We start from the raw sequence: 14,203 nt of genomic DNA, 5'->3' as shown, positions 1-14,203 counted from the left end.
TTCCCGTTTGACCCCTGTCAGAGCCGTTGCCTACAGTCGCGGGCTCCCGCAGCGGCCGCCTGCCCTCTGATCGGGCGTGGCCGCGCGGTGGTTCAACCCAGGGTTTTGGAAGGAGCAGTTGCGATGAGCGGGAACATCCCGATGACCCCGTCTGGGCTCCGCAAGCTGAAGGAGGAGCTGAAGCTTCTCCAGACCGTCGAGCGCAGCAAGATCTCCCGCGAGATCGAGGTCGCTCGCGCGCACGGCGACCTGCGCGAGAACGCCGAGTACCACGCGGCCAAGGAGAAGCAGTCGCACATCGAGGGCCGCATCCTGGACCTCAACGACTGGATCGCCCGCGCCGAGGTCATCGACACCGCCAAGCTCGGCGGCGACAAGGTCGTCTTCGGCGCCACCGTGGACCTGGTGGACCAGGAGACCGAGAAGCCCGTGAGCTACCGCATCGTGGGCGAGCTCGAGGCCGACCTGAAGAAGCGCTGGCTCGCGGTGACGTCGCCGGTGGCCCGCGCGCTCATCGGCAAGAAGGTGGGTGACATCGCCACGGTGCAGAGCCCGGGCGGCGTGCGCGAGTACGAGATCACCGAGGTCCGGTTCGAGGACCCCACGGAGTAGGGCGAGGGGCTGCTCGCCCGCCGAGCAGTCAGGCAGCAGATGCTCCCCGTCCCGCGGGGAGCCCGCACTGTCAGGCAGCGCCTCTAGGATGCCGAGCTTTCAGCCCGGAGCGCCGTGACCCACCCCCTCGCCAGCCTCATCGGACCCCTTCGCTACGCCTGCCAGCGGGACTTCGCCCAGCTGGGGACGGTGAAGGATCTGCGCGGGCTGCTCGAGCGCGCGCTGGCCGGTGCGAGTGGGGTGAATCCGCAGGCGCTCTCGCAGCTGCGCTCGGCCCTGCCGCACGTGGACCACCCCGTTGCGGAGCAGCGCAAGAACGCGCTGCGCAAGGTGGTGGTGGGGCTGCGCGGCAGCGGGCTCGAGCTGCCTGCGGAGCTCGCGCAGATCGCGGCGAGCGCGGGCCCTCCTGAAGTCGCGACAGCGGCGCCAGCAGTCACTGCGTCAGGGAGCGCTTCGGTGGGGCGCATGAGTGGCGTCCCGGCGGGCTCCGCGGCGTCACGAGCAGCCGGTACCGTGACTCCCCCGCGGGCTACCGCTGGAGCGGGGCAGGGCGGGCCACTTCTGGCGGCGCGTCCGGGCGCACCGGGACGCAGTGCAGAGCGCTCTTCCCTCACCCCGACCCTCTCCCAGGGGGAGAGGGGACAGGCTTCGCGTCCGGGCTACGCCAATCCTTTCGAGCGGGGCACGGCGGCGGCGAAGGCGGCGTCGCCCGCGGCACCTGCGAAGGCCCGCAAGCCGAAGCAGCAGTCGCTGGGGACGGAAGGGGAGCGCCCGCGCAAGAAGAAGCGCGCGGCGGGCCAGGAGGAGGCGCGCGCCGAGGCGAAGCTGCTCTCCATCGCTCCGCGCGAAGGGCCGCTCTCCACGCTGCTCAAGGACGCCGGCAAGCGCATCAACCCGCGCCTCGTGGCCACCCTCAACAAGAAGGGCCTGCGCCGCGTGGGCGACGTGCTCTTCCTCCTGCCGCGCTGCTACGAGGACCGCCGCCGCCTGCTCACCATCGCCGAGCTCAACCCGGGCGAGCGCGGCGTCATCGTGGGCACGGTGAAGAGCGCGGGCGAGGTGCCGGTGCGCACCGGGCGCCGCGTGTTCCGCGCCGTGCTCGCGGACCGCTCCGGCAGCATCGCGGCGAGCTTCTTCCAGAGCGGCCCCTGGCTCAAGGCGCGCTTCCCCCTGGGCAAGCAGCTGGTGCTCTCGGGCGAGGTGCGCGTGTCGGGCGGTGGGCGCGAGATGGTGCACCCGGAGATCGAGCCCGCGGACGACCTCGAGGTCTCCTCGGTGCACTTCAACAGGGTGGTGCCCATCTACCCGGGCTTCGAGCGCGGCGAGCAGCGCACCTTCCGCGAGCTCGCGGCGCGGGTGAGCGAGCTGTACGCGGACCACCTCGAGGAGCCGCTGCCCGAGGCCCTGCGCGAGCGGCTCGGGCTGCTCACGCTGCCGGACGCGCTGCGCTCCATCCACTTCCCGCAGGACGGCGCGGACCTCGAGCAGCTCGATGCGCACATGAGCCCCGCGCACCGCCGGCTCGCCTTCGACGAGCTGTTCTTCCTGCAGCTCGGCGTGGGGCTCAAGCGCCAGGGCGTGAAGGCGGAGCGGGGCATCTCCTTCGACACCTCGGAGCCGCGGCTCGCGAAGGCGCGCGGCGCGCTGCCCTTCCAGCTCACCGGGGCCCAGGCGCGCGTCATCGGGGACCTCTGCCAGGACATGGCGCGCGCGGAGCCGATGAACCGGCTCGTGCAGGGGGACGTGGGCTCGGGCAAGACGGCCGTCGCGGTCGTCGCGGCGCTGCTCGCGCTGCAGGACGGCTACCAGGCCGCGGTGATGGCCCCCACGGAGATCCTCGCCGAGCAGCACGAGCGCACCTTCCGCAAGCTGCTCGAGCCGCTGGGCTACCGCGTGGGCCTCGTGACCTCTGCTGGCACGCCGAAGCAGAAGCGCGAGGTGCGCGAGCAGCTCGCGCGCGGTGAGCTGCACCTCGCGGTGGGCACGCACGCGCTCATCCAGGACAGCGTGAGCTTCCACAAGCTGGGGCTCGTGGTCATCGACGAGCAGCACCGCTTCGGCGTGATGCAGCGCCACAAGCTGATGAGCGCGGGGATGCGCCCGGACGTGCTGGTGATGACGGCCACGCCCATCCCGCGCACCCTCGCGATGACGCTGTACGGGGACCTGGACGTCTCGGTCATCGACGAGCTGCCCCCGGGGCGCACGCCCATCGTCACCCGCGTCTTCAACGACAAGCAGCGCGCCCGCGTCTACGAGGCGGTGGGCAGCGAGCTCGCGAAGGGGCACCAGGCCTACATCGTCTATCCGCTCGTGGAGGAGTCGGAGAAGCTGGACCTGGAGGATGCGACCCAGGGCGCGGAGAAGCTGCGCGCGGTGTTCCCCCAGGCGCGCGTGGGGCTGCTGCACGGCCGCATGAAGCCCGAGGAGAAGGACGCGATCATGGACGCGTTCCGCAAGCGCGAGCTGGAGATCCTCGTCGCCACCACCGTCATCGAGGTGGGCGTGGACGTGCCCAACGCATCCGTCATGGTCATCGAGCACGCCGAGCGCTTCGGCCTCTCGCAGCTGCACCAGCTGCGCGGCCGGGTGGGGCGCGGCGCCGCAGCGAGCTTCTGCTACCTGGTGGCGAGCCTCGCGCGCTCCATGGACTCGAGCGAGCGCCTCGCGGTGATGGAGCACAGCTCGGACGGCTTCGTCATCGCGGAGAAGGATCTGGAGATCCGCGGGCCGGGCGAGTTCCTGGGCACGCGCCAGAGCGGCCTGCCGGAGCTCGCGGTGGCGAACCTCGCGCGGGACGGGGACCTGCTCTCGCTCGCGCAGGCGGAGGCCCGGCGCATCCTCGCCGAGGACCCGGGGCTGCGCCGCCCGGAGCACCGGGGCCTCGTGAAGGCGCTCGAGGAGCGGTGGGAAGGCCGCCTGGCCCTCGCGCGAGTGGGCTGAGGAGGACCCACTCCCACCTGCCTCCTGCGTTGCCCGCCAGGAGGGCCCGCCGCTAACGTGGGGGCATGATCATCTGCCCGGTGTGCGAGCACCCCCAGGCCCAGGGCGACGAGTGCGACCAGTGCGGCAAGCGGCTCTCCACGCCCCGGAGTGCGGGCGCGGCCCCGGTGGCGCCCCTGCCGGAGCTCGAGCTCACCCCGCACGTCGGCGGCAAGGCGCCCGTGCCGGTGGAGCGCGTGGCGGAGCTCGCCCCGACCCGGGAGGCGCCCGTGGGGGCGCTTCCGCCCGAGCGGGTGCCGGACCTCGAGGCCACCCGCAGCGCCCCGGCGCTGAACGTGGTGGAGCTGCCCCTGGACGAGCTGGAGACGGGCCGCGCCGAGGACGACGGCGTGCGCACCGCGGCGCCCGCGGGGGCGGCGGTGTGCCGCTACTGCCGCAACGTGCAGGCCGAGGGGCTCGTCTGCGACAAGTGCGGCATGCGCCTTCCCCGGCTGCGGCCCACGGCCAAGGCGGCCGCCGAGCGCGAGGACGCGGACGCCACCTATGCCCGCTGCCCGCGCTGCCACGTGCGCGGCCGCGTGGGCCGGCCCTGCACCGACTGCGGCACGGTGGTGCGGGCCACCTCATGAGCCGCGCCCTGCACGCCGCGTACGTGTGCAGCGAGGGCTGCGGCTTCGGCGCGCCCCTCACGGAGATCGTCTACCGCTGCCCGCGCTGCGGGGCGCTGCTGGACGTGCAGCAGGACCTCGAGGCGCTCCGGGCCACCCCCGCAGCCGAGTGGCGGCGGCGCTTCGAGGGGCGCTCGGCGCTCGCGCGCGGGCCCCTGGGCTCGGGCGTCTGGAGCAAGCAGGAGTGGGTGTACCCGCAGCTGCCCGCCGAGCACATCGTCACGCTGGGCGAGGGGCACACCCCGCTCAAGGGCTTGCCGCGCATGGCGCAGCGCCTCGGGCTCGGGAGCCTCGAGCTGAAGGAGTGCGGCGTCTCTCCGACCGGCAGCTTCAAGGACTGGGGCATGACGGTCCTGGTGTCCGCGGTGCAGCACCTGCGGGCGCTCGGTGCGCCGGTGCGCGCGGTGGCCTGCGCCTCCACCGGCGACACCTCGGCGGCGCTCTCCGCGTACGCGGCCGCCGCGGGCATCCCGGCCGTCGTCTTCCTCCCGCGCGACAAGGTGAGCCTCGCGCAGCTGGCGCAGCCCATTGCCAACGGCGCCCGGGTGCTCTCGCTGGACACCGACTTCGACGGCTGCATGCGCTTGGTGCAGGCGGTGACGGAGTCGAAGGACGCGGGGCTCTACCTCGCCAACTCGATGAACGCGCTGCGCATCGAGGGGCAGAAGATGGTGGCGGTGGAGCTCGCGCAGCAGCTGGGCTGGGAGGTGCCGGACTGGGTGGTCATCCCCGGCGGCAACCTCGGCAACGCGAGCGCGCTGGGCAAGGGCTTCGAGCTGCTGCACGCGCTGGGGCTCATCTCGCGCCGCCCGCGGCTCGCCGTGGCGCAGGCCGAGCGCGCGAACCCGCTCGCCCGGGCCTTCCGCGGGGGCTTTCGCGAGCTGCTGCCGATGCAGGCCGGCGAGACGCTGGCCTCGGCCATCCGCATCGGCCACCCGGTCTCCTTCCGCCGCGCGGTGCGCACGCTGCAGGCCTTCGACGGGGTGGTGGAGGACGCCACCGAGGCCGAGCTCGCGCAGGCGGCGGCCGAGGCGGACCGCGAGGGGACGTTCACCTGCCCGCACACGGGGGTGGCGCTCGCCGCGGTCGCCAGGCTCGCCCGGGCGGGCACCATCGCCCCTGGGGCCCGGGTGGTGGTGGTCTCCACCGCCCACGGGCTCAAGTTCACCGACTTCAAGGTGGGCTACCACCGCGGCAGCCTGCCCGGGGTGTCCAGCGAGGGGGCGAACCCACCCCTGGAGCTGCCTGCGGACCTGGGGGCGGTGCGCGAGGCCCTGGCCTCCCTCGGCTGAGCCCCCAACTCGACGCGGGGGGCCCTCTTCGCGTAAACAGCCCCCTGTGAACGCAGATACCCAGCAGCAGCAGCGCGCCGAGCTCGAGCGCCTCCAGGCAGGCCTCGCGAGCCGCAAGAGCATCCGCCACTACGCCCACGCCGCCGTCAGCACGGTGGTGGCGCTCATCGTCACCGGGGCGGCGATCAAGCTGTTCCGCGACTCCGCGAAGGTGCCCTACCTCGGGTACGTGGCCGCGGCGATGGCCCTGGGCCTGTTCACCTACGCGCTGGTGCAGGGGCTCAAGGGCCGCCGCCACATGGCGGACGAGCTGGAGCGCTTTGCCTCGCTCGAGGCGCTGCGCCGCGCGCTGCACCTGGACGACCCGTCGCAGCTGCTGCCCCGGTGAGCGCGGCGAAGACTCCCCGCGCGGCGGCCTCCGCCCGCGGCCGCTTCATCGTGCTCGAGGGGCTGGACGGCGCGGGCACCACGACCCAGACGGAGCGCCTCGCCGCGGCGCTGCGCGCGGACGGGCACCGGGTGCTCACCAGCCGTGAGCCCTCGGACGGGCCCATCGGCACGCTCATCCGCCAGGCCCTGACGGGCCGCCTCGTCATCCCCGGCAGCAACGCCCCGCTCTCGCCGGAGACCCTGGCGCTGCTCTTCGCCGCGGACCGCACGGATCACCTGCAGGCGCGGGTGCTGCCGGCGCTCGCGCGGGGGGAGACGGTGCTGTGCGACCGCTACGTGCTCTCCTCGCTCGCCTACCAGGGGATGAACCTGCCCATGGACTGGGTCGAGGTCATCAACGGCTGCGCCATCTCGCCGGACCTCACGATCTTCGTCGAGGTGTCCCCGCAGGTGGCCGCCCAGCGGCGCGCGGGGCGCGGCGGGCCCCAGGAGCTCTTCGAGGCGGACGAGGCCCAGCGCCGCATCGCCAAGGCGTACGTCTCGGCCATCCGGCGGCGCGAGGGGCGCGAGCGCATCGTGCGCATCGACGGGGGTCAGCCCCCCGAGGCGGTGACGGCCGCCTGTCTGGTGCACGTGCGCAAGCTGCTCGCGCGCCGCACCTCGCGCCCGCGCGTGGGCTAGAGTCCGGGGCGCATGGAGCGCTCCGGGGCAGCCGCGGTCATCATCGGCAACGAGGTCCTCACCGCGAAGGTGCAGGACGCGAACGGCCCCCTGCTCATCCGGCGGCTGCGCGAGTGCGGGGTGCCCCTGCGCTCGCTCGAGGTGGTGCCGGACGAGATCGACGCCATCGTGGACGCGGTCTCCCGCGCCCGGGCGAAGGCGGCCCACGTCTTCACCAGCGGGGGCATCGGCCCCACCCACGACGACGTCACGGTGCGCGCGGTGGCGCTCGCGCTGGGCCGCCGCGTGGTGCGGCTCGCCGGCATGGAGCAGCTGCTGCGCGAGCGCTACCGCGACGCGGTGACCCCCGAGGCGATGCGGCTCGCGGATGCGCCCGAGGGCTCCGAGCTGCTCACCCAGGAGGGCACGTGGTACCCGGTGCTCTCCGTGGAGGGCATCTACCTGCTGCCCGGCGTGCCGCAGCTGTTCCGGCTGCAGCTGGAGACGGTGCTCAAGCGGCTCAACGGCAGCCCCGTGCACCTCAGCAGCCTCTACCTGGGGCTGGGGGAGGGGGCGATCGCCGCCGTGCTGGACCGCGTGGCGCTGGACATGCCCCACGTGGCCATCGGCTCCTATCCGGAGTTCGACCCGGCGAAGGACTACCGGGTGAAGGTCACGGTGGAGGCGGCCGAGAGCGCGCCGGTGGGTGAGGCCGTGCGCCGCATCCGCGAGGGGCTCCCCGCGGATGCGGTGCTGCGCTGCGAGTAGCTAGAGCGCGAGCCCCAGCTTCTGGCGCAGCCGGAAGAAGTCCTCGCTGAGGGCGAAGTCCAGCAGCGCCCCCAGGTCCGCGCGCTCGCGCACGGCGGCGAGCACGGGGTCCGCGCCCTCGAGGCGCACCGTGGAGACGTTGGGGTCCTCGCGCAGCACCACGCCCAGCGCCACCGAGACGTCGCCGCACAAGAGCAGGCCCGCGCGGTCCGCCGAGTAGCCGAGGGCCTCCAGCGTGGCCTGCAGGTCCAGGGACGCCCCGTCCGCGAGCGCCTGCGCCGGGGCCTCGAGCGCCTTGAGCGCCTTGCGCGAGTAGGCCTTGCGCAGCTGCTTCACCAGCTCGTCGTTGCGCCGGCCGAGGCCCGGGTAGGTGGGCACGTGGATGCGCACCGAGTTGCCCAGCAGCTCCGCCGTCTCGCCCGCCGAGAGCTTCTGCAGCACGGCGGACTTGTTGAGCAGCCCGAGCGCCGCGCGGCCCATGAGGAACTTCTGCTCGCGGGCGTTGAACTTGCGCACCACGTCCTGGCCCACCCAGACGGAGAGCGGCTCGGTGGTCTCCAGGCCCATCAGGCCGCGCCGGGCGCTGTAGACCTCGAGCTCCTCCACGCCGAACACCTGGGCCACCGCGCGCAGGGCGCGGTGCACCGGGTGGTCCGCCTTGAGGCGGTCCGCCTTGCGGTCCACGCCCAGCACCTCGAACTGCGGCGGGTACAGGCGCGAGAGCTGGTCGCCCACCGCGCGCAGCGTCTCGAGCACGGCGCCGCGGGCCGCGGGGTGCAGGAGCACGCCCTCGACCTCGGCGGGAGCGAGCCGGCCCTGGGGCTCGGCCGGCAGGCGGTTCTTCGCCTCGGTGTAGAAGGCAAGCTCGGCGTCGTTCGCCGAGCGCAGGAACTGCAGCACGCTCGCGACGCAGAAGGCCTTGTCCTGCTGCTGCTGCCCCGCCCAGAGGCGGAAGAGCGCGTGCAGGCTCTCCAGGCGCCCGGCCTCCAGGTGCAGCAGCGTGCGGTGCTCCTCCACTGCGAGCGGCATGCTCGCCACGTCGCGCATGTACAGCTGCGCAAGCGCCGCGCGGGCCGCCACGTGGCCCGCGTCCGCCTCGAGCACCTGGCGGTAGAGCCCCACGGCGCGCTCGTTCTGGGCGAGGGGCCCTGCGCACAGCTCCGCGGCCTTGAGCCGCAGCGCGAGGGCCCGGCGCGCATCGCCCGCCCCGGCGGCCGTCTGGCCTTGCGCCTCGAGCAGCGCCGCGAGCTCGGAGAGGTTCCCCGCGCGCTCGGAGAGCGAGACGAGGCGCTCGACGATGCGCGCGTCGTCCGGCGCGAGCTCCAGCGCCTGGCGGTAGAGGGCGCTCGCCGCGGGCACGTCGCCGAGCCCCTCGTCGTGCACCTTCGCGAGCGCGATGGTGTGGCGGGCGCGCGCCTCGCGCGAGAGGTCCAGCTCGAGCAGGCGCTTGAGGCAGTCCACCGCGCCGGTCCAGTTGCGGCCCTGGGCGTGGATCTCCGCGAGCCGCTCCAGCGCCTCCTCGCTGCGGGGCAGCGCCGCGAGCGCCGTCTGAAGATGCGCCGCCGCGCGGCCCGGGTCCGCGAGCTGATCGTGGTAGAGCCCGCCCAGCGTCAAGTGCAGGGTGGCCATCGCGGTGGGGTCACCGCCCAGCTGCACGCGCTGGGCGAGCATCGCGGCCCCTTCCGCGAACTGCTGGGCCTCGATGCACAGGCGGCCGCGCAGCTCGAGCGCGTCGGGGTGCGTGGGCAGGGCCGCGAGCGCGCGCTCGGCCGCGGCGAGCGCGCGGGGGCGGTCGTTCAGGGACTCGAGCCAGATGCGCGCGGCCGTGTAGAAGGAGGCGGCGGCCGCCTGCACGTTGCGCTGGGCGAGCCGGGCCTCGGCGCGCCGCTCGTGCAGGGCCGCGAGATCCTCCGCGCCGCCGCGCTGGGCGAGCAGGTCCTCCAGCGCCGCGCTCGCGGTGGGATCCAGCGGGTCGCGCTCGAGCGCCTTGCGGTAGAGCGCGACGGCGCCCTCCGCGTCCTGCAGCGCTCCCTGCGCGAGGCGCGCCGCGGCCACCAGCGCCTCGATGGCGCTGCGCGGGTCGCGAGACGCACGCGCCTCGGACTCGTACAGCGCGCGGGCTGCCGCCCAGTCCTCGCGCTTGAGGGCCACGCGCCGCGCGCCCTGCAGGGCAGGCAGCGCCTCGGGCTGAAGGGCGAGCGCGGCCTCGTACTGGGCCTGCGCGCGCGGCAGGTCGCCGAGCCGCGTCTCGAGCAGCTCGCCGCTTCGCAGCAGCAGCTCGAGGCGCTCGGAGGGCTCCTGCGGCACGTCGAGCCGGCGCAGGTAGAGGCCGGCGAGCGCTTCGTGGTCTGCCGCCTGGCGCAGCCCGCGCTCGAGGGCGAAGGCGAGGCGCGAGTCGCTCGGGTCCTCGGCGAAGGCGCGGCGGTACTCCTCGAGCGCCGCCTCGGCACCGGGCTTGTCCGCGTCCGCCGCCACCCCCAGGCGCAGCGCGGTGCGCAGGCGCCCGTCCTCCACGCGCTCCACGATGCGCCCGCGCAGCTCGGCGCGGCGCACGCGGTCGGAGGCGCGGATGCGCTCGAGCGTCTTGAGGGCGAAGAGGTGGCCGGCTTCCAGCGCGAGCACGGACTCGCAGCACTGGGCCGCGCGCGCCGGCTCGTTGAAGCGGTCCAGGTAGAGGCGGGCGAGCTTCGTGTACGCGGCCACCTTGGCCTGCGCGGTGGCGGCGGTCTGGGTCTCGCGGTCCAGCACCACCACCAGCTCCTTCACGTTGTCCTGGGCGGCGTAGAGCCGCTCGAGGGCGCGCAGGGTGGCGGGGTGGCCGGGGGTGAGGCGCAGCACCTCCTGGTAGCTCTCGATGGCCATCTCGGGGCGGTGCAGTGGCTCCTCCCAGATGGCGGCGGCCTGGTACAGGGCGTTCGCGCGCTCGAGCGGGTCGGTGCGGTTCGCGGCCTCCGAGCGCAGCACCTCGATGAGGCTCTCCCACGCCCCGTTCGCGCGGTAGATGCGTCCGAGCGCGCGCAGCGCCGGGAAGTAGCTGGGGGCGAGCGTGAGCACCTCCTGGTAGCTCGCCACCGCCTCGTTCTCGTTCTTGACCTTGTGCTCGTACAGCTCGCCGGTCTTGTAGATGAGCGCGGCCGCGTGCTCGGTGGAGGAGGCGATCTCCGCCTCGGCGCGGTACATGCGGATGAGGTCCTCCCAGCGCCCGTCCTGCGCGTAGAGGCGGCCCAGGGCGCGCAGCGCGGGCAGGTAGGAGGGGCTGAGCGCGAGCAGCCGCTCGTAGGCGGCGGTGGCGCCCGCGCGGTCCTTGAGGTGCTCGTCCAGGATCTCCGCGTTGCGGTGGTGCAGGCTGAGCACCTGCTTCGTGTCCCCGGCGAGCGAGGCCTCCAGCTCGTGGTTCTGCAGCAGCTCCTGGAAGCGCCCGGCGCGCTCGTAGAGGCGCGAGAGGTTGCGGATGCTGGGCAGGTGGTCGCTGGAGAGATCCAGCACCCGCTTCATGCACTCGATGGCGTGGTCCAGGTCGCTGAGGCGCTCCTCGTAGAGCACCGCCATCTTGTTGAGCGTGGAGATGATCTGGTCGCGGTCGCTGGTCTGCAGCAGATCCTGCTCGTACATCGCCACCAGCTCGGCGAAGCGGCCCTGGCGCTCGTAGAGCCGGGTGAGCGCCTTCTGCGCGGGCAGGAAGCCGGGCTGCAGCTGGAGGCAGCCGTTGTAGCGGCCGATGGCCTCCTCCTGGCGCCCGAGCCGCTCCTCGAGGATCTCGGCCGCCTTGTACATCTTGGCGGCCTTCTGCTTCGGCTCCTCGGCCGCGGCGAGCTCCGCGTCGAAGACGGTGACCAGGCCCTCCCAGTTCTGCAGCCGGTAGTAGAGCTTGCCCAGCCCCGCGAGCGCCGCCGCGTGGCCCGGGATGCGCGCGAGGATGGCCTGGTAGCGCGCCACGGCCTCGCCCTCGCGCTTGAGCTCCTCCTCGAAGAGCGCCGCGAGCCGCAGGTTGATCGCCACCAGCTCGCTCTCGTCCGAGATGGAGCCCACCCAGGTGAGCAGCACGTCCGCCAGGTCCTCGAAGCGCCCTTGCGTCTCGTAGATGCCCGCGAGCGCGCTGAGCACCAGCGGCTCGTTCGGCGTCACCCGGCGCGCCGCGAGCAGCGCCGCGAGCGCCTCGTCGCGCTTGCCGAGACGCTCGTACACCTTGCAGATCTGCAGGAACGCAGGCGTGGCCTGCTCGCCGAGCAGCTCGGCCTCGGCCTGCAGCGCCTGCAGCAGCTCCTCGCTCGCGCCCTCGCGCTCCGCCACGCGCTTCACCGCGGAGAGCAGCAGCAGGTCGCGCCGGTCCAGCGCGAAGGCCTCGCGGAATGCGCGCGCCGCCGCCTCCGGCTGCTTCAGCCGGTCCTCGAGCACGAGCCCCGCGCTGGTGAGGAAGTGCGCGCGCAGGGAGGGCTCCTCGAGCGCACCGGCGAGCAGGCGGTACACGTCCACCAGCGCCGCGTGGTCGCCGCGCGCCGCGTGCAGCACCTCGAGCTGGGTGAGCAGGGTCACGTCCGTGGGGCCCAGCTCCAGGCACTGCCGGTACGCCGTCGCAGCCTCCTCGGCGCGGCTCAGGCGCTCCTCGAGCACCGTGCCCTTCTCGAAGAGGAGGGAGGCGCGCTGGCGCGGCTCGCTCACGCCCGCGAGCTCCGCGTCCAGCAGCTGCAGCACCATCTGCCAGTTTCCCACGTCCGCGAAGAGGCGGCGCGCGGCGCGGATGTTCGCGAGGAACCTGGGCGCGAGCTTGTACGCGTTCTGGAAGGCGACGGCCGCGTTGCGCGGGTTCTTGAGCGGGTCCTCCCAGAGCAGGCCGATCTCGTGGAAGAGCAGGGCGGCCTGGGCGTCGGTGCCCAGGGCGCGCGCCTCGCGCTCCAGCGTGGCGATGCGGGCGCGGGCCTCGTCTTCTTGAGACGTGGGCGCCGGGGGCAGCGCGCCGAGCGCACTCGCGAGCACCTCGGAGGCCGGGCGGGGAGCGGGGCTCGCGGGAGGCATGGCGGGGGCAGGCCCGCTCTGCAGGACGTCGTTCCGCTCGCTCATGTGGCTTGGCTCCAGGGGTAGGCGTGCGCCGGGCGTACGTGCCCGGGGCGCAGGGGAGCAGTCGTACCACGTGCCCCCCTGCTCCCTCAACTGCGCGACATCCCTGGAAAAAAGGCGGCCCGCCGGCCTTCCTGGACGGCGGGCGGGAGAGCGCTAGGCCGTGGCGTCACGCACCGCGGCGACGAGCGCGCCCGAGTCGATGAGCCGGCTCACCGCCTCGATGTCCTTGTGCAGCTCGCGGTCCTTGTCCATCGCCGGCACCACGGAGCGCACCAGCTCCCACGCGGCGCGCGCGCCCTTGCCGGGCTTCACCGGGAGGCGGAAGTCCAGCGCCTGGGCTGCCACCAGCACCTCGATGGCGAGGCAGGAGCGGGCGTGCTCGGCCACCTGGCGGCCCTTGAGCGCGGCCGTCATGCCCATGGAGACGTGGTCCTCGCGGCCCGCGGAGGAGGGGATGGAGTCCACGCTGGCGGGGTGGCTGAGCACGCGGCTCTCGGCCACCAGCGCCGCGCTCGTCACCTGGGCGATCATGAATCCCGAGTTGAGGCCGCTGTTGCGCGCGAGGAAGGGGGGCAGGTTGCTCAGGGAGGGGTTCACCAGCTGCTCCACCCGGCGCTCGCTGATGCTGGAGAGCTGGGTGAGCGCCATGGCCACCACGTCCAGCGCGAGGCTGATGGGCTGGCCGTGGAAGTTGCCGCCGGACACGATGCGGCCGCTGTCCACGAAGACGAGCGGGTTGTCGGTGGCGCTGTTCACCTCCACCTCCAGCACCCCGCGCGCGAAGCGCAGGCCCTCGCGCGCCGCGCCGTGCACCTGCGGCATGCAGCGCAGCGAGTAGGGGTCCTGCACCTTGCTGCAGTTCACGTGCGTCTCCACCAGCTCGCTGCCCTGGAGGATGCGGCGCAGGTGCGCGGCGCAGTCCTTCTGGCCCTGGTGCGGGCGCACGTCGTGGATCTCGTTCATGAAGGGCTTGTGGCTGCCCAGCAGGCCCTCCAGCGTCATGCTGCCCGCGATGTCCGCCACGTCCGCGAGCATCTCGGCGCGCAATTGGAGATGGGTGCCCACCGCGCACATGGCCTGGGTGCCGTTGACCAGCGCGAGGCCCTCCTTCGCCTCGAGCACCACCGGCTGCAGCCCCGCGCGCTCCAGCGCCTGGCGCGCGGGGAGCCGCTGGCCCTGGAAGAAGGCCTCGCCCTCGCCGATGAAGACGAGCGCGAGGTGCGCGAGCGGCGCGAGGTCACCCGAGGCGCCCACGCTGCCGCGCTCGGGCACCACCGGCACCACGTCCCGGTTGAGCATCTCCAGCGCGAGCGCGAGCGTCTCGGGGCGGATGCCCGAGTAGCCCTTCGCGAGCACGTTGCAGCGCAGCAGCAGCAGCGCGCGCGCCTCGCCGTGGGGCAGGGGCGTGCCCACGCCGGCCGCGTGGCTGAGGATGAGGTTGCGCTGCAGCTCGCGCAGGTCCTTCTTGTCGATGCGCACCTCGGCGAGCGTGCCGAAGCCGGTGTTGATGCCGTAGGAGGGCGTGTCGCCGGCGGCCACCCGGTCCACCAGGTCGCGGCTCGCACGCACGCGCGCTGCGGCCTCCGGGGCCAGCTCCACCAGCGCCTCGTTGCGCGAGACCTGGAGGATCTCCTCCAGCTTGAGGGTGTCACCGTCGATGAGGATGCGCGGGCGAGACATGCGGAAGCTCCGAAAAGGGGTAGGCAGGCGGCGCACCCTATACCAAGCCCCCTCCCGCAGCGCGCGGGTCTCTTTGACAACACACGCGCTGCGTCATTAGCTCCCCCGCACCTCGCGATGGCGAGGCCCACA

At 73.7% G+C, this 14,203-nt stretch carries 9 protein-coding genes; 7 read left to right on the top strand and 2 right to left on the bottom strand.

Going from position 1 to position 14,203, the window contains the following annotated elements; all coding sequences use genetic code 11:
* Positions 1-123 precede the first annotated feature (123 nt).
* The 7 genes from greA to FGE12_RS16535 all read left to right on the top strand — a co-directional run bounded on the left by greA (position 124) and on the right by FGE12_RS16535 (position 7,333).
* Entirely contained in the window at positions 124-612 is a 489-nt protein-coding gene (gene greA, locus FGE12_RS16565; protein WP_153867457.1) for a transcription elongation factor GreA, read from the top strand.
* 114 nt (positions 613-726) lie between these two features.
* Positions 727-3,555 carry an ATP-dependent DNA helicase RecG gene (recG, locus tag FGE12_RS16560; protein ID WP_194797947.1) on the top strand — a complete coding sequence of 943 codons (2,829 nt, stop codon included), beginning with the start codon at positions 727-729 and terminating at the stop codon, positions 3,553-3,555.
* Between the two features lie 65 nt (positions 3,556-3,620).
* Complete coding sequence (locus FGE12_RS16555; protein WP_153867456.1) at positions 3,621-4,184, top strand: hypothetical protein; 564 nt, start codon at positions 3,621-3,623, stop codon at positions 4,182-4,184.
* The gene (thrC, locus tag FGE12_RS16550; RefSeq protein ID WP_153867455.1) at positions 4,181-5,515 is read left to right on the top strand and encodes a threonine synthase; all 1,335 of its coding nucleotides are present in this window, start codon (positions 4,181-4,183) and stop codon (positions 5,513-5,515) included. The genes FGE12_RS16555 and thrC overlap by 4 nt, the downstream gene beginning before the upstream one ends.
* A 46-nt stretch (positions 5,516-5,561) precedes the next feature.
* Positions 5,562-5,903, top strand: a complete 342-nt coding sequence (locus FGE12_RS16545) for a hypothetical protein (protein WP_153867454.1) — start codon at positions 5,562-5,564, stop codon at positions 5,901-5,903.
* A complete protein-coding gene (gene tmk / locus FGE12_RS16540; RefSeq protein ID WP_194797946.1) occupies positions 5,900-6,586 on the top strand; it encodes a dTMP kinase in 687 nt (228 codons plus the stop codon). Before FGE12_RS16545 ends, tmk begins: the two co-directional genes overlap by 4 nt.
* A gap of 12 nt (positions 6,587-6,598) precedes the next feature.
* Positions 6,599-7,333, top strand: coding sequence for a molybdopterin-binding protein (locus tag FGE12_RS16535; RefSeq protein ID WP_153867453.1), 735 nt, complete (start codon positions 6,599-6,601; stop codon positions 7,331-7,333).
* Here FGE12_RS16535 and FGE12_RS16530 read toward each other — a convergent pair whose 3' ends face one another.
* Positions 7,334-12,391 carry a tetratricopeptide repeat protein gene (locus tag FGE12_RS16530; protein ID WP_153867452.1) on the bottom strand — a complete coding sequence of 1,686 codons (5,058 nt, stop codon included), beginning with the start codon at positions 12,389-12,391 and terminating at the stop codon, positions 7,334-7,336.
* A gap of 153 nt (positions 12,392-12,544) precedes the next feature.
* Positions 12,545-14,071 (bottom strand): histidine ammonia-lyase, encoded by a 1,527-nt coding sequence (hutH, locus tag FGE12_RS16525; RefSeq protein ID WP_153867451.1) that lies wholly within the window; start codon positions 14,069-14,071, stop codon positions 12,545-12,547.
* Between the last annotated feature and the right edge of the window lie 132 nt (positions 14,072-14,203).

This window comes from Aggregicoccus sp. 17bor-14, assembly GCF_009659535.1.
GTDB lineage: Bacteria > Myxococcota > Myxococcia > Myxococcales > Myxococcaceae > Aggregicoccus.
The sequence above is the reverse complement of the archived record's forward strand: the minus strand, read 5'-3'. Positions and strand labels throughout refer to the sequence as shown.

Coding starts and splice junctions, on each gene's coding strand:
- FGE12_RS16555 (WP_153867456.1), top strand. CDS start 3,621: ATGATCATCTGCCCGGTGTGCGAGCACCCCCAGGCCCAGGGCGACGAG.
- FGE12_RS16535 (WP_153867453.1), top strand. CDS start 6,599: ATGGAGCGCTCCGGGGCAGCCGCGGTCATCATCGGCAACGAGGTCCTC.
- thrC (WP_153867455.1), top strand. CDS start 4,181: ATGAGCCGCGCCCTGCACGCCGCGTACGTGTGCAGCGAGGGCTGCGGC.
- hutH (WP_153867451.1), bottom strand. CDS start 14,071: ATGTCTCGCCCGCGCATCCTCATCGACGGTGACACCCTCAAGCTGGAG.
- greA (WP_153867457.1), top strand. CDS start 124: ATGAGCGGGAACATCCCGATGACCCCGTCTGGGCTCCGCAAGCTGAAG.
- FGE12_RS16530 (WP_153867452.1), bottom strand. CDS start 12,391: ATGAGCGAGCGGAACGACGTCCTGCAGAGCGGGCCTGCCCCCGCCATG.